The sequence below is a fragment of the Microbispora sp. KK1-11 genome, from assembly GCF_006874435.1.
Lineage (GTDB): Bacteria > Actinomycetota > Actinomycetes > Streptosporangiales > Streptosporangiaceae > Microbispora > Microbispora catharanthi.
This window is the reverse complement of the sequence record NZ_VIRJ01000010.1, coordinates 149986-170710: the sequence shown is the minus strand read 5'-3', so window position 1 is coordinate 170710 and position 20725 is coordinate 149986. Positions and strand designations below refer to the sequence as shown.

Below are 20725 nucleotides of genomic sequence, written 5' to 3'. Positions count from 1 at the left end.
GTCGGAGACGAAGAGGGAGTGACTGCGGGCATGCGGTTCGAGACCAGCGTCGACATCGACGCCACCGCGGAGCGGGTCTGGCGGGTCATGACGGACGTCGCCAGATGGCCCGAGTTCACTCCCACCATGACCACGGTCGAGCCCCTCGGCGACGGCCCGCTCGGCCTCGGCGGCCGGTTCAGGATCAAGCAGCCGGGCCTTCCCCCGATGGTCTGGCAGGTCAGCGAGTTCACCGACGGCAGGTCCTTCGCCTGGCAGGCGACCGGCGGCGGCGTGACCACGATCGGAACGCACGTGCTCACGCCCCGCCAGAGCGGGGTGTCCGTCGTGCTCGGGATCGACCAGTCCGGACCGCTGGCGCCGCTGATGAGCCTGCTGGTCGGCGGCCGCACCCGAAGGTACGTACGCACGGAGGCGGAGAGCCTCAGACGGCGCTGCGAGTCGGGCGACGCCGTGTGAGCGGTTCCGCCGACGGTGGGCCGGAGTCCGGGGACCCCGGCCCACAGGGGTGACTACTGGGCCGGGTAGTCCGCGATGTACTGCGGCGCGCCGACCTTGGTCGTGTCGGCCGCGTCGCCGACGCCGTTGACGACGTGGTCGATCGTCCCGGCGCTGAGGTTGACCGTCATGATGTGGTGCAGCCGCACGCCCGGCGTCTGCGGCACCTCGAAGCCGTTCTCGGTGTGGATCTGCGGGTTGTTCTGGTTGAAGACGTAGACGCCCGCGCCGTAGAGGTTGTGCCTCTTCACGCGGTCGCCGACCTTGTAGCCGGCGTAGCCCTCCACGGAGCCGTTCATCCAGTCGGCCTGCGTCGGCGGGTCGTAGGGCAGCTCGTTCTGGTAGAGGATCGTCGTGCCGTCCTCGCCGTTCCAGACCGTGTTGTAGCGCTGGAAGTGCTCGACGAACAGGCCGGTCGCCGTCACGTGGTCGCCGTTGACGACGACGCCGTAGCGGCCGATGTTGGTGTTCCAGCGCTGCGTGTCGGTGAAGCCCTCGACGCCGTGGTCGGCGCGCCACACCCAGGTGTGGTCGATGAGCACGTTGTCGCTGTCGACCTCGAGGGCGGTCTCGGTCTTGCCGACGTGCGGGCCGCCGACCCGGAAGTACACGTCGGACAGGGTCGTCGGGTTGTCCGCCGAGGTCCGGTGGCCGCCGCCGTGCTCCTTGCCCACCCGCAGCAGGACCGGCGACTTCTGCGTGCCCGCGTCGACGGTGACTCCGGCGACGACCACGCCGGGGACGTCGGCCACGTCGATCGGGATCGCGCCGCGTACGGCGGTGAGGGTGGCGTGCCCGAGGCCGAGGACCACGGTGTCGGGGCGCTTGACCTCGATGCTCCGCGCGATGTCGTACACGCCGGGCGTGAGCAGCAGGTTCTTGCCGCGCGCGAGCTGGCTGTTGATGGCCTGCACCGAGTCGGACGGCTTGGCGACGTAGAAGTCCGACAGCGGCACCGTGCGGCCCGGCGTCATGCCGTTCGCCCACGAGACGCCGCGCGTGTTCTTCCTCGCGGCCGGCACCCGGACGTTGAGCCTGCCCTGCGCGTCGGCGTACAGGTAGGGCTTCTCCCTGCTGACGGGGGTGTTCTCCACCGTGGTGTAGGGCGGGTTCGGGAACCCGGACTCGTCCGGCGCGCCGACGACGCCCGAGAAGACCTGGTTCCACACGCCGTTGGACCACCCGGCGATCTCGGTGTTGCGGGTCAGCCACTGCTGCTGGGAACCGTTGGTGACGGACGGCAGCCGGGAGTCGGCGATGAAGCCCCCGCTGGCGTACTGCGGGCCGGCGGTGCAGTAGTCCATCAGCGACAGGGTGCCGCCGCTGACGTTGAGGCGGCGCATGGAGACCGCCTGGGAGACGGCCCAGAAGTTCGCCGTCTGGCGGCAGCCGTCCTGGCCCGCCGCGTTGATGTTGATCGACAGGTTCGACAGCGTGCGCCAGAAGTTGACGAGCGCGAGGCAGTTGCCGGTGCCGTTGTTCTCCAGGCAGCGGTTGTAGACCTCGACCTTGCCGTTGATGACGACGTCGGTGGGCGAGGCGCCGAGGCCGGCGATCTCGGTGTAGTAGCCGACCTTGATCTGGAGCGGGTGCTCGGCGGTGCCGTACGTGCCGGGCTTGAAGAGGTAGGCGTGGCGCTCGGCGCCCATCTCGTTGTCGACCTGAGCCGTGTGCGCCGCGTCCAGGGTCGCCTGGATCTGGTCGACCGGCATGCCGGGGTCGAAGACGGTGACGTCGGGCCCGAGGTCGGGGGTTCCTCCGTGGTTTCCGGAGGCCGGGGCCGGGGCGGCGGCGATGGCGGCCGTCGTTCCCGCCGTCACGACGGCGGTCGTCAGCACGAGACCGAACGTGAACGCCCGGCCGATCAACCGGCGGCCGGAGCGCCGCTTCCTGGGACTCCCAATGCCAGGAGTCTGCGTCGTCATACGGTTCGTCCTTTCCGCTGCGTACGCAGCCGAGAGAGCGCTCTCTCGCGGGCCCGCCTTGTATCAAGCCCTGAAAAAAATGCGTGGGATGTTTGTACCGCGCGAACCGGCCCCGGCGCTATCCCTTGATTTTTCGGGATACGACTCCCTCAGGGCGCCGAACCGCCCCGGAGCGGTCGGGCTCCGGGGCGGTGCGGCGCTCGGATCAGGCGGTCTCCCTGAGATACCGCGCGTGGGCGGCGGCCAGGCGGCCGCCGACCTCCGCCGTGCTGACGAGCACGGACATGTTCGCCCTGGACGACCGGCCCTCGGTGGCCGCGTCCACGGCGCGCATCAGATACTTGGTGATCGCGTTGCCGCGCACACCGTCCCGCTCGGCGGCGGCCATCGCGCCGGTGATGGCCGCGTCCACCTCGGACGCGTCGATCGCGTCCTCCTCCCGCACCGGCGTGGTGATCAGGAACGAGCTGTTGTTGCCGAGCGCCCAGTGGTTCTCCACCGCCCGTGCGATCACCCGCTCGTCGTCCAGCCGCTGGGGGCTGCGGATGCCGCTGGAGACGCAGTAGAACGCGGGGAAGTCGTCCGACCGGTACGACACCACCGGCACGCAGTGGGTCTCCAGATACTCCATCGTCAGGTTCAGGTCGAGGATGCTCTTGGCCCCGGCGCAGACGACGGCCACCTTCGACCGGGTGAACTGGATCAGGTCGGAGGAGACGTCCATCGTCTTCTCCGCGCCCCGGTGCACCCCGCCGATGCCGGCCGACGAGAAGAACGGGATGCCGGCCAGTTCCGCCGCCACCACCGAGCTGGCCACCGTCAGCGCGCCGAGCCCGCCCTGGGCCAGGATCACCGGCAGGTCCCGGCTGCTGACCTTGGGGATGCCGGGCGTCGAGGCGAACCGCTCGACGTCCTCGTCCGTCATGCCGACCTTGATCTGGCCGCCCTCGACGCAGATCGTGGCCGGGATCGCGCCGCCCGCGCGGACGGCGTCCTCGACCTTCCGCGCGGTCGCGGCGTTGTCCGGATAAGGCAGGCCGTGGGTGATGACGTTCGACTCCAGCGCCACCACCGGCCGCCCCTCGGCGAGTGCGTCCGCGACCTCCTCGCTGTAAACCAGCGGGACGCGCCCATGCTCCCGGGTCATCGTCGCCCCTCAGTTCGCGGCCGGGCCGTAGTTCGGCAGCTTGTTCAGCTTGTGCTTCTGGTTGAGGATCTCCGGGATGTAGACCTTCTCGTCCCACAGCTCCTTCGCGACCGGCTCCAGGATGATCGACACCGAGCCCTCCTCGCAGCCGAAGGCGCTCGTCATCGCCTTGGTCACCGCGGCGACCAGGTCGGAGTGCTGCTGCTCGGTGAGGGGCACCGGGAAGTGCTTGATGCTGACGTGCGGCATGATGATCTCCTTACGGTGGGTCCCGACACGATCCGTGATGGCTGCGACCAGCTCGTCGATCTCCGGTTCCTTGAGCAGGCCGTAGTGATCGGCTTCCAGGTCGACGACGACCGGGGCCGTCGCCGAATAGCCGCTCGCGTTCTCCAGGAACGAGTAGTCGTCGCCCCTGGCCTTGAAGATGGTGATCGGTGCGTCGATCCTTCGCTGGGCCAGCTCGCGGAAGGTGTAGCTGAACTCGAAGGTCTCGCCCACCACCCGCATGATCCGGCGTACGAGGTCGATGTCCAGGTCGGGGAAGCTGCGGTGGATGAAGGCGGCGAAGCTCTCCTCGTCCACGACCTCGGCCAGGCACCGTTCCAGCAGCGGCCCGGTGATCGTGCCGGCGAAGACCGAGAAGAGGATCGTCACGTACGCCTTGTTGCCGAAGCCGGCCTCGCGCCCGTGCTCGGACGTGCCCGCCAGATGGACCTTCGGCGAGCCCGGCGCGATCAGGAAGAGGTGCTCCACCCGCTCACCGGCCTGCTCCAGCTGGTAGGCGGCCTCGAACGCGACGCGCGCGCCGAACGAGTATCCCCACAGCGTGTAGGGACCGGACGGCTGCAGCCGCCGGATCGCCTTGACGTCCTCGGCCGCCATCTCGCCGATGGTCGCGTACGGCACCTCCTCGGGGTTGATCCCGTACGCCTGGATCCCGTAGAAGGGCTGGGCGGCGCCCATCCTGGCGGCCAGCGTGCGCAGGTTCATCGTGTAGCCGCCGAGGCCCGGCCAGCAGTAGATGGGCCGGCCTGTGCCCTCCCGCTGCAGCGGCACGAGCCGGGAGCACGTCTCGGACTCGGTTCCGTCGAGCCGCCGGGCGAGCTTCTCGATCGTGGGGCACTCGAACAGCACCTGAAGGGGCAGCGAGCCGCAGAACTCCCGGTTGATCTTGTTGATCAGCCCGACGGCGATGAGCGAGTTGCCGCCGGAGGCGAAGAAGTCGTCCTCCACCGAGACGGTCTCCCGCTTCATCGCCTTCTTCCACAGCTCGGCGATCCGGCGCTCGGTCATCGTCCGCGGCGCGACGTACGGCCGGTCGGCGTTGTCCACGTTCGTCGCGTCGGACTCGGCCAGCCCTCTGACGTCGATCTTCCCGTTCGCGGTGAACGGGAGCCGGTCCAGCACCACGACCTTGTTCGGGATCATGTAGTCCGGCAGGAAGTTGATCAGGTCGTCCCTGATCATCTCCGCCGGTCCCTTCATGTGGACCGAGTCCTCCTTCATCCCCTCGCTCAGCCGCTGCTCGTCGCTCACGCGGCCGCCGATGAAGAAGTAGGACGGGCCGGTGGGCCGGCCGTTGGAGCGGAGAATGCCGTCGATCCGGCGCGCCGAGGGCAGGTCGTCGCCGGACTTGGAGCTGTATCCGGACGACATGAACCCGATGTTGACGTCGTTCATCGACAGGTGCTGCAGCGTGCGTCCCAGGTCGATGTAGTGCAGCCAGTCCTCGGCGTTCCTGCTGATCACCGAGATCCCGAGGCTCGACCGGTCGTAGACCTGCTGGTTGATCGCGATGACGTGCTTCTTGAGGATGAGCTCGTCGGAGATCAGCCGCAGCCGCCCGTTCTCGTAGGCGTACTGCCCCGCCCGCAGGTCGGCGATCTTCCCGGGATGCGCCTGGACGTAGAGGTCGACCTCGTCCTGGCGCGGACCCGCGTACGGGACCAGCTCGAACGTGCCGAGGTAGTAGTCCTCGGCGGCGCAGTCCAGGTGGTCCTTCGCCGCCGGCGCGTACTCCAGGGGCCTGATGTCCAGGCCGTAGTCGGGCAGCACCTCCTCGAACAGGCCGACCATGTGGCCGGTCTCGATCTCCAGGACCTCGCGGATGTTGTTCTTGTAGACCGGCTCTATCGCCCGTTTCTTGCCGACGAAGTGCAGCCTCACCCGAGGCTCCGCTCCCCCGGCGGCCGGCCCGATCAGCACGAGGCGGTGGTCCACGGGGTGGTGGTAGTAGAAGCCCGGCCGGAGGTCGCCGATCCCGTTGATCTCCAGGTAGAGCTGCGTCGCGTACAACGCCCCCGGCGAGGCGTACGCGTACTTCGGCAGCAGGCGTTCCTCGCTGAGGTGCTGGCCGAAGTAGCGCAGGATCTCGCCGAGATCCTCCAGGCCGACGGTGTCGAGGCCGCGGGAGCGCGCGCCGTCGGCCTTCCTGGCCAGGAGCTTCAGGATGTCGCCCCGGCCGACCTCCCCGCCCTCGTAGAACCGGTAGGTCTTGCGGGCGAACGCCAGCCCGCGTTGCCGCGCGGTCGCCTGCCTGCCGGGCAGGTCGACCACCGGCCTGCCGTCGAGCTCCGCGGCGTCCCGGACCCCGGCGTTGGACAGCTGCGCCTTGACCTGGAGCCGGCTCGCCTTGGACTGGTGGTGGGCGCCGTGGTTGCCCTGGTCCATCAGCGCCGCTTCCTTGGGATTCAGCTCCACGCAGGCGATCAGGTTCTGGAACCCGGTGCGCGGGTCGTTCTTGACGATGACCGCGGCGTGCTTGACCCATTCGTGGGTCTCGATGGCCAGCTTGATCTCGTCCAGCTCGACCCGGAACCCCCGCAGCTTGACCTGGTTGTCCGCGCGGCCGACGAACTGGACGGTGCCGTCGGCGTTCCAGTACGCGAGGTCGCCGGTCTTGAACAGCTTGCCTTCGCCGAGCGGGTCGTCCACGAACCGCTCGGCCGTCAGCTCGGGCTTGTGCAGGTAGCCGCGGGCGACCTGGACGCCTCCGATGAACAGCTCGCCGATCTCGCCGACGGCCACCGGCGCCCCGGCCAGGTCGAGGATGTGGTAGTCGGTGTGGTCGACCGGCGCCCCGATCGAGATCGCGTTCGGGCCCTCGTCGACGGTCGCCGGGTCCACGGTGTACGCCGACGAGTTGATCGTGCACTCGGTGGGGCCGTACAGATTGATCAGCGCGCACCCGGGCATGGTGTCGAAGAAGCTCGTCGCCAGCACCTTGGACAGGACCTCGCCGCCGGTGAAGACCTGCGTGAGCGAGGTGCAGCTCTGCAGTTCCTCGGTGTCGAGCAGCGCCGTCAGCAGCGTCGGAACGCACTGCAGCGTGGTGACGTCGTGCGTCCTGATGACGTCGATGAGCCGCTCGGCGTCCCGGTAGACCCCGGGCGGGCCCACGACGACCACGGAGCCGCAGACCGGCGCGAGGATCTCCCACTGCGCCGCGTCGAAGCTCATCGGCGTCTTCTGCACGATGACCTTGTCCTGGTCGATCCCGTAGCCGGCGTGCAGCCACCGCATCTGGCTGACGATGCTGCGGTGCTCGATCATCACGCCCTTCGGCTTGCCGGTGCTGCCGGAGGTGTAGATGACGTACGCGAGGTGGCGGGGACGCAGGCCCGGGTGACGGCCGGGGTGCCGGTCGCCTCCGGGCGAACCCGCGACCCCCTCCGCGTCCTTCAGGGTGACGATCCGCGTCCCGGCGGGCGCCAGCTCGGTCAGCCTGTCCACGAGCTCGTCCTGCGTGACGACGACCCGCACGCCGGCGTCCTCGATCATGTAGCGGAGGCGCTCTTCCGGGTATTCGGGGGACAGCGGCAGGTAGGCGCCGCCGGCCCTGAGGATCCCCCACACGCCGACCATCAGGTCGATCGACGGCTCTACGAAGAGCCCCACACATTCGTCGAGGTCCACGCCGAGCTCCCGCAGGTGCCCGCCGAGGGCCGCGCCGCCCTCCGCGAGCTCGCGGAAGGTCAGCCGCCGCTCTCCGCAGACGACCGCCGTGGCGTCGGGGCGCAACCGGGCCTGAGCGTCGAGCAGATCGGGAAGACAGGTGTCCTCGGGTGATTCCCGCCTCGCTTCAGCGACTGGAGTGGTGATCATTTCCTCCCCCTGCGATGGACGGACAAGGGTTACTGGGAAGCCGTGGCCCTCGGACGCCGTCACCCGTTTCCCGCGCTCACCCGCGGGGATGACCGGCCTGGGCTGCGCCGCAGGCCGGTCGGGCCTACCGCCGGGCCGACGGGACGTGAAGCCTGTGGAGGCCAGATGAAACCCTGGGGTGGGTTCGTCCCGGGGCTGTCGCCGGTGGAGCAGGAAAGATCTGGCCGGCGACGGTTGGAATCCCCTCCCCTCAGGGAGGGGAGGTGTCAACGGGGGACGTCCGTGCCGAAGTACCGGTCGCCGAAGTCGCCGATGCCGGGGATCATGTAGGCGTTCTCGTTCAGCCGTTCCTCGACGGCCGAGGTCACGATCCGCAGGTTCGGGTGACGCGCGTGGACCGCGTCGATGCCCTCCGGCGCCGACAGCAGGGTGACGAAGACGATGTCGTCCTCCGCGACCCCGTGGGCGAGCAGCACCTCGATGGCGGCCAGCGCGGTCCCGCCGGTGGCCAGCATCGGGTCCAGCAGCAGCACGCTGTGCCGGTCGATGTCCGCGGGCAGCGCGGAGTAGTACAGCCGCGGCAGCTTCGTGACCTTGTCCCGCTGGATCAGGATCTTGCCGATCCGCACTCCCGGCGACATCGCACGCAGCTCGTGCTCCATGCTCTCCCCGGCGCGCAGGACGGACACCCCGCAGATCGGCCTGGCCGGCCGCAGGCCGTGGTAGGTGCGCCCCACCGGGGTCTGCACGTCGGACGGTTCGAACGGCAGGAGATCCAGGGCCGTCTCGACGAGCTGGCGGATGATCCGGCCCGACGTGGTGACGAAGCGCTCCAGGTCGGCGTCGCGGTCTCGGATGATCGTGTGCAGGGCCCGCAGCTGCCTGGTCTGCGGCAGCAGATGCACGGTGTCGTTCGTGGTGTCGTTCGTGGTGCCGGTCGCCTGCGTCATCGTGATGGTCATGCCTTCTCACCCGCCTGCAGTTCGGCGAAGGCCCTGCGGGCCTCCTGGACGAACTTGCGCACCTTGAGCCGGTCCTTGCGGCGGGTCACCGGGTCCTCCAGGCCGGTGTGCGCGTCGACCGCGGCCGGGCGCACCTCGGCGATGGCGGCGGCGACGTTGTCCGGGTTCAGCCCGCCGGCGAGCATCAGCGGCTTGGGCGAGATCCGGACCAGTTCCGCACTGATCGACCAGTCGTGCAGCAGTCCGGTGGCGCCCTTGGCACCGGTGGCCGGGTTGAAGGTGTCGGTGATGAACATGTCGACCCACTCGGCCGCCTCGTCCACGATCGCGGTCAGCTCGTCGAGGTTGTCCTGCTTGACCACGAGGCTCTTGAGCACGTACAGGTCGGGGGCGATGCGCCGCAGCTTCCGCAGTTCCTCGCCCGTCACGTCGCCGTGCAGCTGGATCGCGGTGACGCCCAGCTCCTCGCAGAAGGTCTTGATCTCCTCGGCGTCGGTCAGGTAGGTGATCACGACGCCCCTGTGCTCCGGCTGGATCTCCTTGACGATCGCCGCGGCGTCCTCCTCGGACAGGTCCTCGTTCTTCGCCGGCAGCCGCAAGGCGAAGCCGAGCCAGTCCGCGCCTTCCTCGCGGATCAGGTCCGCCTCGGCCTGGTCGATGACACCGGCCACCTGAATCAGTCCCTGCATGTTGACCCGCCTTTCGAACCGGCCTGAGCGGCCTCGGTCGGAAACGAATTGCAATCGGCCACGAACGATGGCATTGAGCGGCTCGCGAAAGTTCGGCCTTTCGAGATGGAATTCGCAACGGCGCGAATACTCCGGCCTGCGAGGCGTATTCAGAATTCGCGGCGGCGGGCTTTTCCCACAACCCCTAGCGGCCCCACAGCATGTCAGGACGATCCGTGACACCTTTGGACTTTTCGGGTGCCCCCGAGCTGGGCGCGGAAGAGACGGGCCGCAACCCCTTACGACCCCTATCGCGAAACGGCCCGTCCCGAGTCGCGTGCGACTCTCGTTGACCCGGCGGGAAACGCGGAACTAGCCTCCGTTTCGGAGTGCCCCGACGAGCACGCGCGAGAAACGGTGGTGAGAATGCACCACAAGCAATGGCTTTCGCCGGATCGGCCGCCGGCACGGTTCCCCGGCGCCGGGCGCCGCGGTCACCGGATCTCGCGCCCGTCCACGCTGCCCGGGTGCCGCCATCGGCCCGCGCACCTCGAACCCGGACGGCCTCCCGTCTGGCGCAATCGCTTAGCGCTAAGGTAATGTCTCTTAGTGCTAAGCGAACTTGCCTGCCACTGATCCACGGCCGCCGGGGCCATCGGCACGACAGCTCGACCCAACCGACGCACGACGTTCGTTCACGCCTGCCCGGACCGGGCCCACGCGCACAGGAGGAACCAGATGACAGTCATCGAGTCCGTCTCCGCCGGGACCGACAGGCCAGATCGCGTCCCCCTCAAGAACTGGATCGCGGTGATCGCCGTCGCACTGGGGACCTTCCTGGTGGTGACCGTCGAGAACCTGCCCATGGGCCTGCTCACGGCCATCGGCGACGGCCTGCACGTCTCGGACGGCGAGGTCGGCCTGATGGTGACCGTGTCCGGCCTGGTCGCCGCCGCCACCGCGCCGCTGCTCCCCGTGGTGATCCGCGGGCTGGACCGGCGGGTGGTCCTGCTCGGCCTGATCCTGCTGGCACTGGTGGCCAACGTCGTGTCCGCGGTGACCCCCACGTACGCCGTGCTGATGGTGGCCCGGCTGTTCGTGGGCGTGAGCATCGGAGGGTTCTGGTCGCTCGCCGCGGGCCTCGGTGTCCGGCTGGTCCCCCCGGCGCATGTCGCAAGGGCCACCTCGTTGATCTTCTTCGGCGCCATGGCCGCCAACGTCCTCGGTGTCCCCGCCGGCACGCTCGTCGGCGAGCTCACCGGGTGGCGCATCGCGTTCGGCGCGGTCGCCGCGGTCGCGCTCCTGCTCGTGATCGCGCTGTCCGTGCTGCTGCCGAAGATGCCGGCGACCGAGCCCGTCCGGCTGCGCACGCTGGGCGAGCAGCTGCGCACGCCCGCCGTCCGGATCGGTGTCGTCGCCACCTTCCTGCTGGTGTCCGGGCACTACGGCGCCTTCACGTTCGTCAGCCCGATCCTGCAGGACGTCTCCGGGGTCGGCGCGGCGTTCATCGGTCCGCTGCTGCTGGCCTACGGCGTGGCGGGGATGATCGGCAACCTCATCGCCGGCTCGTGGGCGGGCCGCAACGTCCGCGGCACGATCGTCGTGGTCAGCGTCGCGCTCGCGGTCATCCTGGCGGCGTTCCCGTTCCTCGGCGGCAACGCGGTCACCGGGTCGATCCTGTTGATCGCGTGGGGTTTCGCGTTCGGCGGCCTGCCGGTGAGCGTGCAGACCTGGATCATCAAGGCGGCGCCCCAGGGCATCGAGGCCGCCACCGGGCTGAACACCTGCATGTTCAACCTGGCGATCGCGCTGGGAGCGCTGTTCGCCAGCCTCATCGTCGGGGCGGTCGCGGTGACCGGTGTGCTGTGGGTCGCGGCGGGGCTCGTGCTCCTGACGTCGCTCGTGGTGTCCGGCGCCAAGCGGGTCTAGTCAGTCGCCCAGCGACATCAGCAGTTGCCTGAGGGTCTCGGCCAGGTTCTCCCGCTGGGCGGGGGTGAGCCCGGCGAGCAGGCGCCGTTCGGTGTCCACGTGGTCGGGCAGCGCCCGGTCGATGAGTTCGCGACCGGCGTCGGTCAGATCGACGTGGACACCACGGCCGTCGACGTCGCTGGGCGTCCGCGTCACCAGGCCCCGCGCCTCCAGCCGGTCGAGGCGCTGGGTGACCGCCCCTGAAGTAATCATGGCGGAACGCATCAGCTCGGCCGGGGCCTGCCGGCCGCCACGGCGGAGGGTGGCCAGGACGTCGAACGACGAGGGGTCCAGGTCGTGCTCGGCGAACGTGCGGCGCAGCTCGTTGTTGACGAGCTGCGTCAGCCTCGACAGCCGGCCGAAGACCGCCATCGGGGACACGTCCAGGTCAGGCCGGGCGTCGGCCCACTGCTGCAGGACACGGTCCACATGATCCGGCACACGGCAAGGGTACCGCCCGCGGCACCCGCCCAAATCGAGAGGAAACAGCTGCATGCGCATCACAGTGTTCGGGGCGACCGGGAACGTGGGCAGACGCGTCGTCGCCGAGGCCGTGTCCCGCGGACACGAGGTGACCGGCGTGGCCCGCAATCCGGTGCGGCTCGCCGGACTGCCCGGCGAGGCACGTGCCCGGGTCGGCGACGCGACCGACGTGAACGACGTCGTCGCGCTGACCGCCGAACAGGACCTGGTGATCACCGCGACCTGCCCGGCGCCCGGCGACGAGAGCCAACTGGTCACGGTCGCCACCACACTGCTCGCGGCGTGTGCCAAGACCGGCGCACGCCTGCTGCTCGTCGGCGGCGCGGGCAGCCTGACCGTCGAGGGCGGCGGCCGCCTGATGGACCGGGCGGGCTATCCGTCCTTCCTGCAGCCGATCGCGGCGGCGTGCGTCGAGCAGCTGGCGGCCTGCCGGGCCAACACCATCGTGGACTGGGCCTACCTGAGCCCGGCCGACCTGCTCGTCCCCGGCGAGCGGACCGGCCTGTACCGGGTGGGCGGCGACGAGCTGGTGGTCGACGCCGACGGCGAGTCCAGGATCTCGATGGAGGACCTCGCGGTCGCGCTGCTGGACGAGGCCGAACGGCCGCGCCACCACCGGGCCCGCTTCACCGTCGCGTACTGAAGACGCTCCCGGGAACGGCCGGGCAAGCCGCGCCTCTCGGCCGTTCCCGCGTTGCCGGATCCGGTCCCTGTACCCGCCCATGTCAAGATCGCCGAACCGGCTGATCGAGAGCGCGAACGCCGGGTTTCGCGGCCGGTTGGCCTCCGGGAGGTAGTGTCCCCAGTGTGAGGGGGCGGTCGATGCGCGCTACCACGGATGCCGACGTACGCCGGGTGTTCGACCGGCTGGCGGACCGGTACGACAGCCAGATGCTGGCCTGGGAGCGCCGCCTGTTTCCCGGCAGCCGGGAGTGGGCGGTCGGGCAGGCGCGCGGTCACGTGGTAGAGATGGCGGTCGGCACGGGGCTCAACCTTCCGCTGTACGGCGCCGGCACCACGGTCGTCGGGATCGAACTGTCCGAGCGCATGCTGGAACTGGCGCGGCGGCGGGTGGCGCAGGCCGGTCTCGGCGAGCGCGTCGAGCTGCGGCAGGGCGACGTGCAGCGCCTGGACCTCCCCGACGGCGTCGCCGACACGGTGCTGTCCACGTTCACGATGTGCACCATCCCTGATCCGCTGGCGGCGGCACGCGAGGCCCACCGCGTGCTCAGGCCGGGCGGGCGGTTCGTGCTGGCCGAGCACGGGCCGTCGAGCAACCCGGTCATCCGGGCCGGGATGCGGCTGCTGGAACCGCTGTCGGTGCGGTTCGAAGCCGACTACCTCACCCGCGATCCCCGGCCCTACCTTGAGCAGGCCGGTTTCGCGATCGAGTCGGTGACGCGGCTGACCCGCGGGATCAGCTTCCGGGTGCTGGCCGTCCGGCCCTGACCCGATCGGCTCGCGAACCCCTGGCCGTCGCGGATCCTGCCGCAGTGGGCGGGCGTCGCCTGCTAGTCGAGCCAGAGCACGATGCCGGTCATGCCGTTGAGCACGGCCGCGGCACCCGCCCGGACCGCACGCCCGGCGCGCTCGGGAGTGAAGCTGGCGGGATCGTACGCCGAGGACATGCCGAGCCCCTCGCCGCGGAACGACGCACCGGTCCAGTCGGCGGCGGTGACGTTCTCCGTAGGCTCGGCCAGCTCCGCGCCGACCACGAGGAACTGCTGGTCGAGGTGGTTGGGGGTGACCAGGGCCAGGGGGTCGACGAGGTCGTCGCCGGCGCTGACGATGAGGTCGGGCCTCATGTCGATCGCCCTGCTGATGGTGGGCACGAACCGGTCCGGCCGCGTGGCCGTGAGGGTTCTGAGGCTGACGTGCTCCTCCTCGGCCCACGCCGTCACCGCGCTCACCAGCGTCGTGGTCTGGTGGTCCTCCCCCGCGGTGAGCAGCACCACGCGGTAGCCCTCCGGCGGGCGGACCCCGTTCCAGGAGCCGGGCCTGGGCGTGATCGTCGCCTCCGGGGCGGGTGACGCGGCCGGGAAGAAGCCCGGGCCGGGGGTGCCGACGGCGGTGGGCTTCGCGTGCGGCCGGGACCAGTCGTCGCCGGAGCCGCATCCGCCGGCCAGCAGGGCGGTCGCGACTGCCGCGGCCAGGGTGCAGGCAGGCAGAAGCCGAGAGCGCATGGGGATCGTCCTTCGGGGCGCCGGGAAGTGCGCCTATTTCCTACCGCATGATTCGCGGCATTCGGCTCCGAGGCGGTCTCCGCCGGACGTGGTTCCTCGACGGTTCTCGTGCGAGATGCCGCTCGTTCATCTCAATCGAGCAGATTTCGTACGCCAAAGCCGAAAAGGAGTCATATGTCCCCCGCCGCTCGGCGTCGTGTCTGTGCTGTCATCGCCGCCGCAGCCGTGGCCGTCCTGTTCAGTGCCCTCTCCGCTCTGCTGGGTGCCCCGCCCGCCCTCGCTCACGGGTTCACCTCGACGGTTTACGCCGACCTGGTCTCACCCCAGGCCGGGCACGTCCGCACCGAGCTCCAGCTGGAGTACGACCTGCTCGTCGTCTCCGCCGCCGACTACGAGAAGGACGACCCGCTCTTCAGAGCGGGCACCGCGGCGTTCGAGGCCGGTGACGCGGCACAGCAGGCCGCCGCGCTCGACGCCCACGCCGGCTCGGTCGTCGCGTACGTCACAGAACGCTTCGGCGTCACCGCCGGGGGCAAGGCGTGCGCCCCGGTCAAGGACGGCGGCTTCACGATCGGGCGACGCGAGGGCGTCCCGTACGCGCGGCTGACCCTCGACTACCGGTGTCCGGGGTCCGCCGAGGCGCACGAGGTGCGCAGCGCGCTGTTCGCCGGCTCCGAGGGGTACGTGCGCGACAGCAAGACGATCGTCACCTACGACCTCGACCTGAAGTCCGGAAGCACCGCCCTCGACGCCCGGCATCGGTCGTTCTCCACGCAGCAGTCCTGGTTGGAGCGGTTCTGGGAGTTCTTCCGGCTCGGAGCCGAGCACCTGCTCGGCGGGCTCGACCACATCCTGTTCCTGCTGGCGCTCATCGCGGGGTCACGCCGCCTGCGCGAGATCGTGCTGGCGGCGACGACCTTCACGCTGGCCCACTCGGTGACCTTCGTCCTCGCCGCCCTCGGCCTCGTGGAGGTGCCCGCGTCGTTCGTCGAGCCCGTCATCGCCCTCTCGATCGCGGTCGTCGCGGGCTGGCATCTGTGGCGCCTCTGGCGACGCCGGTCGCACGCCGCAGCGCTGGACACGGCCGGTCACGGCCGCCTCGGCCTGGACCGCGCGGGCTGGACGCGGCTCGCGGTGGTCTTCTGCTTCGGCCTCGTGCACGGTCTCGGCTTCGCGGCGGCGCTGGGCATCGATCAGGCCTGGTCGTGGACGCTCCTGTGGTCGCTGCTCGTCTTCAACGTGGGCATCGAGGTCGTCCAGCTGACGATCATCGTCGCCGTCTTCCCGCTGCTCGCCCTGCTCCGCCACCGCCGGCCGATCGCGGGGCTGTGGACGACCGGGGCGATCGCGGCGGGTGTGTCCGCGATGGGCCTGGTGTGGTTCGTGCAACGCGTTCTCGGAATCTGAGATCACGCCACAACTTCCGGCAAGCGCAACGGCCCGCCTGCCCCATGTTCATCTTCGCGACACCGAATCCCGAAATCGTGCAAACCACTCCAATACCCCCAAATGGATGGAAAGCAATGAAGCTCGACAAGGGGACTCAGGGCCCCGGGCTTGTCCTGCGCCGGGTGGCCATGAGCGCCACCGCGGCGGCCCTCAGCGCCGGCGCCGTGTTCGGCGGCGGCCTGGCGACCGCGGCCCACGCCGACAGCGCGACGCTCACCGGCGTCGTCCTCGGCGTGGGCGCCGACGAGACGCAGCGCGTCCTGTCGTGGTACTCCTCGGCCGGCACCGCGCAGGTGGTGCAGGTCGCGCCGGCGTCCAAGGTCGTCGACGGCCGGTTCCCCGCGAACGCCGTCACCTTCCCCGCCACGGTCACCGCGAACGTCGTCAACGGCGGCTACAACGCGCACGCCACGATCGACAGCCTGAAGCAGAACACCGTGTACTCCTACCGGGTCGGCGCCGAGGGCAACTGGTCCCCGACGTACTCCTTCACGACCCAGGACTTCAACGGCAACAACCTCGACTTCCTGTTCTTCGGCGACCCGCAGATCGGCTCGTCGGGCGACGTGGCGAAGGACGGCGCCGGGTGGGAGGACACCCTCAACGTCGCTCTCGCCGCCAACCCGAAGGCCGAGCTGCTGGTCTCCGGCGGCGACCAGGTCGAGTCCGCCAACACCGAGACGCAGTGGAACGCGTTCCTCGCGTCCGACAAGCTGCGCCAGTACCCCTGGGCCGCCACCATCGGCAACCACGACGTCGGCGGCAAGGCGTACGAGCAGCACTTCTGGACGCCGAACACCGACCGTTCCGCGCCGTACTACAACGGCAGCGCGACGACCCGGTCGGGCGGCGACTACTGGTTCACGTACAAGAACATCCTGTTCATCGACATCAACAGCAACGCGTACGCCAGCGGCTCCGACGCCGCGCACATCGCCTACATCACCGATGTCGTCAACAAGCACGGCGCCGGCGCCAAGCACACGGTGCTCATCTACCACCACGCGATCTACTCGCCGGCCAGCCACGCGAACGACGCCGACAACAAGGTGCGCCGCCAGGACTTCCCGACGGCCTTCTCGAAGCTCGGCGTCGACCTGGTCCTGCAGGGTCACGACCACAGCTACTCCCGCAGCTACGTGATCAAGAACGGCCAGAAGGCGAACAAGGACGAGCAGCCCGGCGCCACCGAGGTGTCCAAGGGCCCGGGCGGCGTCATCTACGTGACGGCGAACTCGGCGTCGGGGTCGAAGTACTACGACCTCACCGCTCCCGACACGACCAAGGACCCGAACTACGGTCCCGACCCGCTGAACCCCAAGAGCCACTGGGCCAACTCGGTCGAGAACCAGGAGCACGTCCGCACGTACGTGCGGGTCCAGGTGCGCGGGAACAAGCTCGTCGTCGAGAACCTCCGCAGCGGCACCTGCGCCGCCCCCAACGCCGCGGTGGAGCTTGGCCAGGAGTCCTGGTGCGGCCCCGACAGCGGCGCCACCGCCGCCCAGCCGGTCGGTTCCACCGTCGACAAGGTCGTGATCCACACGAACGAGGGCAAGGCCGGCGAGGACAAGCAGGCCGCGTCCGAGTCCGACTGGCTCCAGTAGACGACCGAGGGTGAGTGGGGTCGCTCACGATCAGCCGAGCCGGCCCCACTCCCCGAAACCACCCGAGGACCATGCAGATGCACCCGCCGAAACCGCGTACGACGACCACAGCACGCTCCCTCGCCCGGGCCGTCGTCGTGGCGCTGCTCGCCGCGTTCGGCCTGATCGGAGCGGGAACGGGCCCCGCCGCAGCGGCGGACGGCGAGGTCACCTGGACGGTCGCGACGGCCTCCGGCGACTTCGGGGACGACCGGCGGAACTACAGCTACACGCTGGACCCGGGCGGGCGGATCGAGGACGGTCTCGTGGTCGCCAACCACGGCACGACGCCGCTCCGCCTCAGCGTGTACGCCGCGGACGCGTTCACCACGAAGCAGGGCCGGCTCGACCTGCTCGGCCGGGACGCGAAGTCGACCGGGGTGGGTGCGTGGGTCCACCCTGACCGGCCCGACGTGACGGTCCGGCCCGGAGAGTCGGCCGAGGTGCCGTTCACGGTCGTGCTTCCGGACGACGCCGCGCCCGGCGAGTACATGGGCGGCATCGTCACCTCGCCGGCCCCGACCGGTGCGGCGGACGGGCGGCGTCTCGGCATCCGGATCCGCCTGCGCGTGGGCGGAGAACTGAAGCCGAGCCTGTCGGTGGAGGACCTGCGGGTGCGCTACTCCGGCACGCCCAATCCGCTCGGGACGGGCGACGCCACCGTCACCTACACGATCCGCAACGACGGCAACAGCGTTCTCGCCGCTCGTCAGGCGGTGTCACTGTCCGGACCCTTCGGACGCTGGGACGCCCGCGCGGGACACATCGACGACTCGCCTCAGCTGCTCCCGGGCGACACCTGGAAGGTCTCCGTACCGGTCCACGGAGTGACTCCCGCGCTGCGACTTACGGGGACGGTCACGCTCGTCCCGCTGCTCACCGACGCGGCGGGCTCGGTCGCCCCGCTCGCCGCCGTCGAGAGCACCACGCACGCGTGGACCCTCCCCTGGGCGCTGCTGCTTCTCCTCGCCGTCCTCTGCGGGCTCGTCGTCGTGGCTCTGGCCTCCCGGCGCCGCCGCCGGAAAACCACGCTCCAGGAGGGGCCGGCGCGCTCCGGCACACCGCTCACGCAGGAGTGACCCGTGGTTCCGCCGCGGTCTCGCGAAGGGGCATGGCTGTCTTCTTCGGCGACAGGCCGGTGTGCTCGGCGGCGAAGGCCAGGATGTCCGCGGTCAGGGCCCGCTCCTTGCTCGCGGGCGAGGCGGCGTGGGCGGTGTCGGGTTCCCTGCGCATGAGGATCGGCCGGTCGCCGGCGGTGGCGTGCTGGAGGGCCGCGCACATCTTGGTGACATGGGCCTCTCCGGTCTGCAGGTCGGTCACCGCGCCGGTGAAGAGGAAGGCGGGATAGGAGGTTCCGGGCGTGACGTTGTGGTAGGGGGAGTACGCCAGGAGCCACCGGAGTTGCTCGGGCTGGGAGGCGCTGCCGAATTCGTCGGTCCATGTGCATCCCAGGCCGAATCGTTCGTAGCGCACCATGTCACACAGCGGGCCTTCGGCGACGACCGCGGCGTACAGGTCCGGCCGCCGCACGGCGGCGGCGACGACCAGGAGACCGCCGGCCGATTGGCCGTGTATCGCCAGTTGGTCGCGGGTGGTCGTGCCGGTCTCGATGAGCCACGCCGCGGCGTCGTTGAAGTCGCTGATCGCGCGGTGTTTGTGTGGTCCGCGGCCGGCGTCGTGCCAGCGTTGGCCCTCTTCTCCGCCTCCGCGCACGCAGGCGACCGCGTAGGTGCCACCGGCGCCGACCCATGCTGCCGCCAGGGGGAGGAACCAGGGGCGCATCGGCATGCCGAAGCTGCCGTAGCCGTACAGGAGGGTGGGGCGCGGCCCCCGGTGGTCCTCGTCCGGAGTGAACAGGAACAGCGTGATCTCGGTGCCGTCACCGGCGCGACAGCGGACGGCGCGGCTGCGGATCTCCGGAGCGTGCCCCGCTGTCGCGGCACCGGCTTCCCGCTCCGTCGTGCCGAGCACCGCGTCGTAGCGATAGATGGTGGGAGGCGTGGTCGCGTCGCAGTAGCTGAACCACGCCCGGTGCCCGTGCGGGACGCTCGTGCGCAGGGAGGACACGACGCCCGCGCCGGGAAGGGGCAGCTCGGTGAGCAACCGGCCGTCGGCCAGGTCGTGCAGGGTCAGGGCGGACGTGCCGTGGCGGGCACGTGCCACCAGTAGAAGGGGCCGCGCGAGCGCCGGGCCGTCCAGGACCAGGCACTCGTCCAGGGGAGCCTCAGGATCTTCGGCCACCAGCGTGCGCCAGGCGGCCGGGCCGGTGTCGTGCCGGTCCGCCACGCAGACGCGTCCGCACGGAGCCTGGTGGTCGGTGACGAGCAGCAGGGCTCCGTCCGCGAGGAAGCGGGGCAGGACGCGGGCGCCGACGGCCGCCCCGTCCACGACCTGGACGAAGCGCGGGGCTTCCGGATCGACGAGTTCCGCCACGTACACGTCGTTCTGCGCGGCGGGCCCGACCACGGCGGTGACGGCAAGATGACGGCCGTCCGCGCCGACGGTGAGCCCGTAATAGTGGTCCGGGGCGTCCTCGCCGCCGAACACCACGGTGTCGGCCTGCCAGGGCGTGCCGATCCGGTGCAACCGCACCCGCCGGTGCAGTCGCATGTCGTCCGGGGCCAGTTCCTCGTCGGGGACCCGGCTGACGTAGTAGAACGCGTCTCCTCCCGGCAGCCAGGCGAGGGAGGTGTTGCGGGCGCGCGGCAACGGTCCGTCCACCACCTCGCCGGTGCGCACGTCGAGCACCGTGATGTCGCTGGCGGGCTGCTCGGCGACCTCCATCTGGACGGCCACCCGATCGCCCTCGCGCGACGGCCACCAGGCGTACAGCCCGGTGTGACCGGACGGATCGATCTCCACCGGATCGACCAGCACCCGCCTGTTCCCCTCGGCGTCGACGACGAGCAGGCGCCGCTGCTCGTCCCCGCGCAGTTGCTCGGCGAGGAACATGAGCGAGCCCCGCACCATCGGGGGCTCCGACACGCCGAAGGAGGACACCTGGTCCACCGAAGACGCCCAGGATTCCTTCTCGCGCCATTGCTCGCGATACGCCAGGAAGAGGCGATCCTGAGCCCTGGCCCAGTCCCGTATGCGTACGTCGTCGCCGTCTTCCAACCACCGATAAGGATCGGACACCGGGAATCCGAACAGATCCTCCACCACATCGCCGCGCCAAGCGGCAGGGTAGAACAATCGCGCCATATAAGCCCCCGATGTACGGCCCCGCTCCAGAAGAGGTGGAGGCACTGCGGCCCATACGCGCCGCAGTACCCCGGTCCACTCGGTTACGACTCGCCGCGGAGAATATCCGCCTGCCAGCCGCGTACGCCGCCAATGCGGGCAGCGGGAGTGGAATCCCTATAGGGCAGGTATCCAGTCATGTCAGCCTCCTGGATTCCGGCGACTCGCCCGGAATGGGCGATTACGACGGCAACCGTCCCCGCGCCCGGGATCGATAAACACGGGCGCCACCTCCGGCCCTCGACCATCGTGAAGCGAACAGCCGTCAATCATGCTCCCGTTAAATCCCCCGAAAGAAACGACGGCATACGGGAATGCCAGTGGAGATCGATTTCACCCGAAGGAAATTCGCGGCCTTTCGAGATAGATCCCAGGGCTGACGGCAGAACGCGGCCGGATCGACGCCACCGGCGTCGCGAACCGCGATCCCCGTCCAAGCCCCCGGCGGG

The 20725-nt window shown here is 70.0% G+C and carries 15 protein-coding genes; 7 read left to right on the top strand and 8 right to left on the bottom strand.

The genetic code is table 11. The features are described from left to right. Positions 1-30 precede the first annotated feature (30 nt). A complete protein-coding gene (locus FLW16_RS16950) occupies positions 31-459 on the top strand; it encodes an SRPBCC family protein (protein ID WP_142561055.1) in 429 nt (142 codons plus the stop codon). A 53-nt stretch (positions 460-512) separates the two neighbouring features. On the opposite strand, the gene FLW16_RS16945 is transcribed toward FLW16_RS16950, so the two are convergent. From FLW16_RS16945 to FLW16_RS16925, 5 genes are all read right to left on the bottom strand, one after another. Then, positions 513-2423: an adenylyl cyclase gene (locus FLW16_RS16945; protein ID WP_260615335.1), complete on the bottom strand. Its 1911-nt coding sequence runs from the start codon at positions 2421-2423 to the stop codon at positions 513-515. Positions 2424-2628: 205 nt separating this feature from the next. Further along, positions 2629-3570, bottom strand: a complete 942-nt coding sequence (locus tag FLW16_RS16940) for a pseudouridine-5'-phosphate glycosidase (protein ID WP_142561054.1) — start codon at positions 3568-3570, stop codon at positions 2629-2631. A 9-nt stretch (positions 3571-3579) separates the two neighbouring features. Then, positions 3580-7677, bottom strand: coding sequence for an amino acid adenylation domain-containing protein (locus FLW16_RS16935; protein WP_142561053.1), 4098 nt, complete (start codon positions 7675-7677; stop codon positions 3580-3582). Between the two features lie 266 nt (positions 7678-7943). Further along, entirely contained in the window at positions 7944-8639 is a 696-nt protein-coding gene (gene upp / locus FLW16_RS16930) for a uracil phosphoribosyltransferase (protein WP_221891127.1), read from the bottom strand. After that, positions 8636-9328, bottom strand: a complete 693-nt coding sequence (locus tag FLW16_RS16925) for a phosphoribosylanthranilate isomerase (RefSeq protein ID WP_142561052.1) — start codon at positions 9326-9328, stop codon at positions 8636-8638. The genes upp and FLW16_RS16925 overlap by 4 nt, the downstream gene beginning before the upstream one ends. Positions 9329-10045: 717 nt before the next feature. Between FLW16_RS16925 and FLW16_RS16920 the strand changes: the two genes are divergently transcribed. Beyond that, on the top strand, positions 10046-11236 hold the full coding sequence (locus FLW16_RS16920) for an MFS transporter (RefSeq protein WP_142561051.1): 1191 nt from the start codon (positions 10046-10048) through the stop codon (positions 11234-11236). On the opposite strand, the gene FLW16_RS16915 is transcribed toward FLW16_RS16920, so the two are convergent. After that, complete coding sequence (locus FLW16_RS16915; protein WP_142561050.1) at positions 11237-11716, bottom strand: MarR family winged helix-turn-helix transcriptional regulator; 480 nt, start codon at positions 11714-11716, stop codon at positions 11237-11239. Between the two features lie 52 nt (positions 11717-11768). Here FLW16_RS16915 and FLW16_RS16910 point away from each other — a divergent pair, with 52 nt between their 5' ends. Both FLW16_RS16910 and FLW16_RS16905 read left to right on the top strand, forming a co-directional pair. Beyond that, positions 11769-12401, top strand: a complete 633-nt coding sequence (locus FLW16_RS16910) for an NAD(P)-dependent oxidoreductase (RefSeq protein WP_142561049.1) — start codon at positions 11769-11771, stop codon at positions 12399-12401. A gap of 179 nt (positions 12402-12580) precedes the next feature. Then, on the top strand, positions 12581-13207 hold the full coding sequence (locus FLW16_RS16905; RefSeq protein WP_142561048.1) for a class I SAM-dependent methyltransferase: 627 nt from the start codon (positions 12581-12583) through the stop codon (positions 13205-13207). A gap of 62 nt (positions 13208-13269) precedes the next feature. Here FLW16_RS16905 and FLW16_RS16900 read toward each other — a convergent pair whose 3' ends face one another. After that, positions 13270-13941, bottom strand: coding sequence for a hypothetical protein (locus tag FLW16_RS16900; protein ID WP_185949456.1), 672 nt, complete (start codon positions 13939-13941; stop codon positions 13270-13272). A gap of 174 nt (positions 13942-14115) precedes the next feature. Between FLW16_RS16900 and FLW16_RS16895 the strand changes: the two genes are divergently transcribed. The 3 genes from FLW16_RS16895 to FLW16_RS16885 all read left to right on the top strand — a co-directional run bounded on the left by FLW16_RS16895 (position 14116) and on the right by FLW16_RS16885 (position 18112). Then, on the top strand, positions 14116-15348 hold the full coding sequence (locus FLW16_RS16895) for a HupE/UreJ family protein (RefSeq protein ID WP_142561047.1): 1233 nt from the start codon (positions 14116-14118) through the stop codon (positions 15346-15348). Between the two features lie 116 nt (positions 15349-15464). Continuing rightward, on the top strand, positions 15465-16994 hold the full coding sequence (locus FLW16_RS16890; protein ID WP_142561046.1) for a metallophosphoesterase family protein: 1530 nt from the start codon (positions 15465-15467) through the stop codon (positions 16992-16994). A 77-nt stretch (positions 16995-17071) separates the two neighbouring features. After that, positions 17072-18112, top strand: a complete 1041-nt coding sequence (locus tag FLW16_RS16885; RefSeq protein ID WP_142561045.1) for a WxL protein peptidoglycan domain-containing protein — start codon at positions 17072-17074, stop codon at positions 18110-18112. Here the strand turns inward: FLW16_RS16885 and FLW16_RS16880 are convergent. Then, positions 18099-20237, bottom strand: coding sequence for a prolyl oligopeptidase family serine peptidase (locus tag FLW16_RS16880; RefSeq protein WP_142561044.1), 2139 nt, complete (start codon positions 20235-20237; stop codon positions 18099-18101). The genes FLW16_RS16885 and FLW16_RS16880 overlap by 14 nt on opposite strands. Positions 20238-20725: the final 488 nt, after the last annotated feature.

Coding starts and splice junctions, on each gene's coding strand:
- FLW16_RS16950 (WP_142561055.1), top strand. CDS start 31: ATGCGGTTCGAGACCAGCGTCGACATCGACGCCACCGCGGAGCGGGTC.
- FLW16_RS16945 (WP_260615335.1), bottom strand. CDS start 2,423: ATGACGACGCAGACTCCTGGCATTGGGAGTCCCAGGAAGCGGCGCTCC.
- FLW16_RS16940 (WP_142561054.1), bottom strand. CDS start 3,570: ATGACCCGGGAGCATGGGCGCGTCCCGCTGGTTTACAGCGAGGAGGTC.
- FLW16_RS16935 (WP_142561053.1), bottom strand. CDS start 7,677: ATGATCACCACTCCAGTCGCTGAAGCGAGGCGGGAATCACCCGAGGAC.
- upp (WP_221891127.1), bottom strand. CDS start 8,639: ATGACCATCACGATGACGCAGGCGACCGGCACCACGAACGACACCACG.
- FLW16_RS16925 (WP_142561052.1), bottom strand. CDS start 9,328: ATGCAGGGACTGATTCAGGTGGCCGGTGTCATCGACCAGGCCGAGGCG.
- FLW16_RS16920 (WP_142561051.1), top strand. CDS start 10,046: ATGACAGTCATCGAGTCCGTCTCCGCCGGGACCGACAGGCCAGATCGC.
- FLW16_RS16910 (WP_142561049.1), top strand. CDS start 11,769: ATGCGCATCACAGTGTTCGGGGCGACCGGGAACGTGGGCAGACGCGTC.
- FLW16_RS16905 (WP_142561048.1), top strand. CDS start 12,581: ATGCGCGCTACCACGGATGCCGACGTACGCCGGGTGTTCGACCGGCTG.
- FLW16_RS16900 (WP_185949456.1), bottom strand. CDS start 13,941: ATGCGCTCTCGGCTTCTGCCTGCCTGCACCCTGGCCGCGGCAGTCGCG.
- FLW16_RS16895 (WP_142561047.1), top strand. CDS start 14,116: ATGTCCCCCGCCGCTCGGCGTCGTGTCTGTGCTGTCATCGCCGCCGCA.
- FLW16_RS16890 (WP_142561046.1), top strand. CDS start 15,465: ATGAAGCTCGACAAGGGGACTCAGGGCCCCGGGCTTGTCCTGCGCCGG.
- FLW16_RS16885 (WP_142561045.1), top strand. CDS start 17,072: ATGCACCCGCCGAAACCGCGTACGACGACCACAGCACGCTCCCTCGCC.
- FLW16_RS16880 (WP_142561044.1), bottom strand. CDS start 20,237: ATGGCGCGATTGTTCTACCCTGCCGCTTGGCGCGGCGATGTGGTGGAG.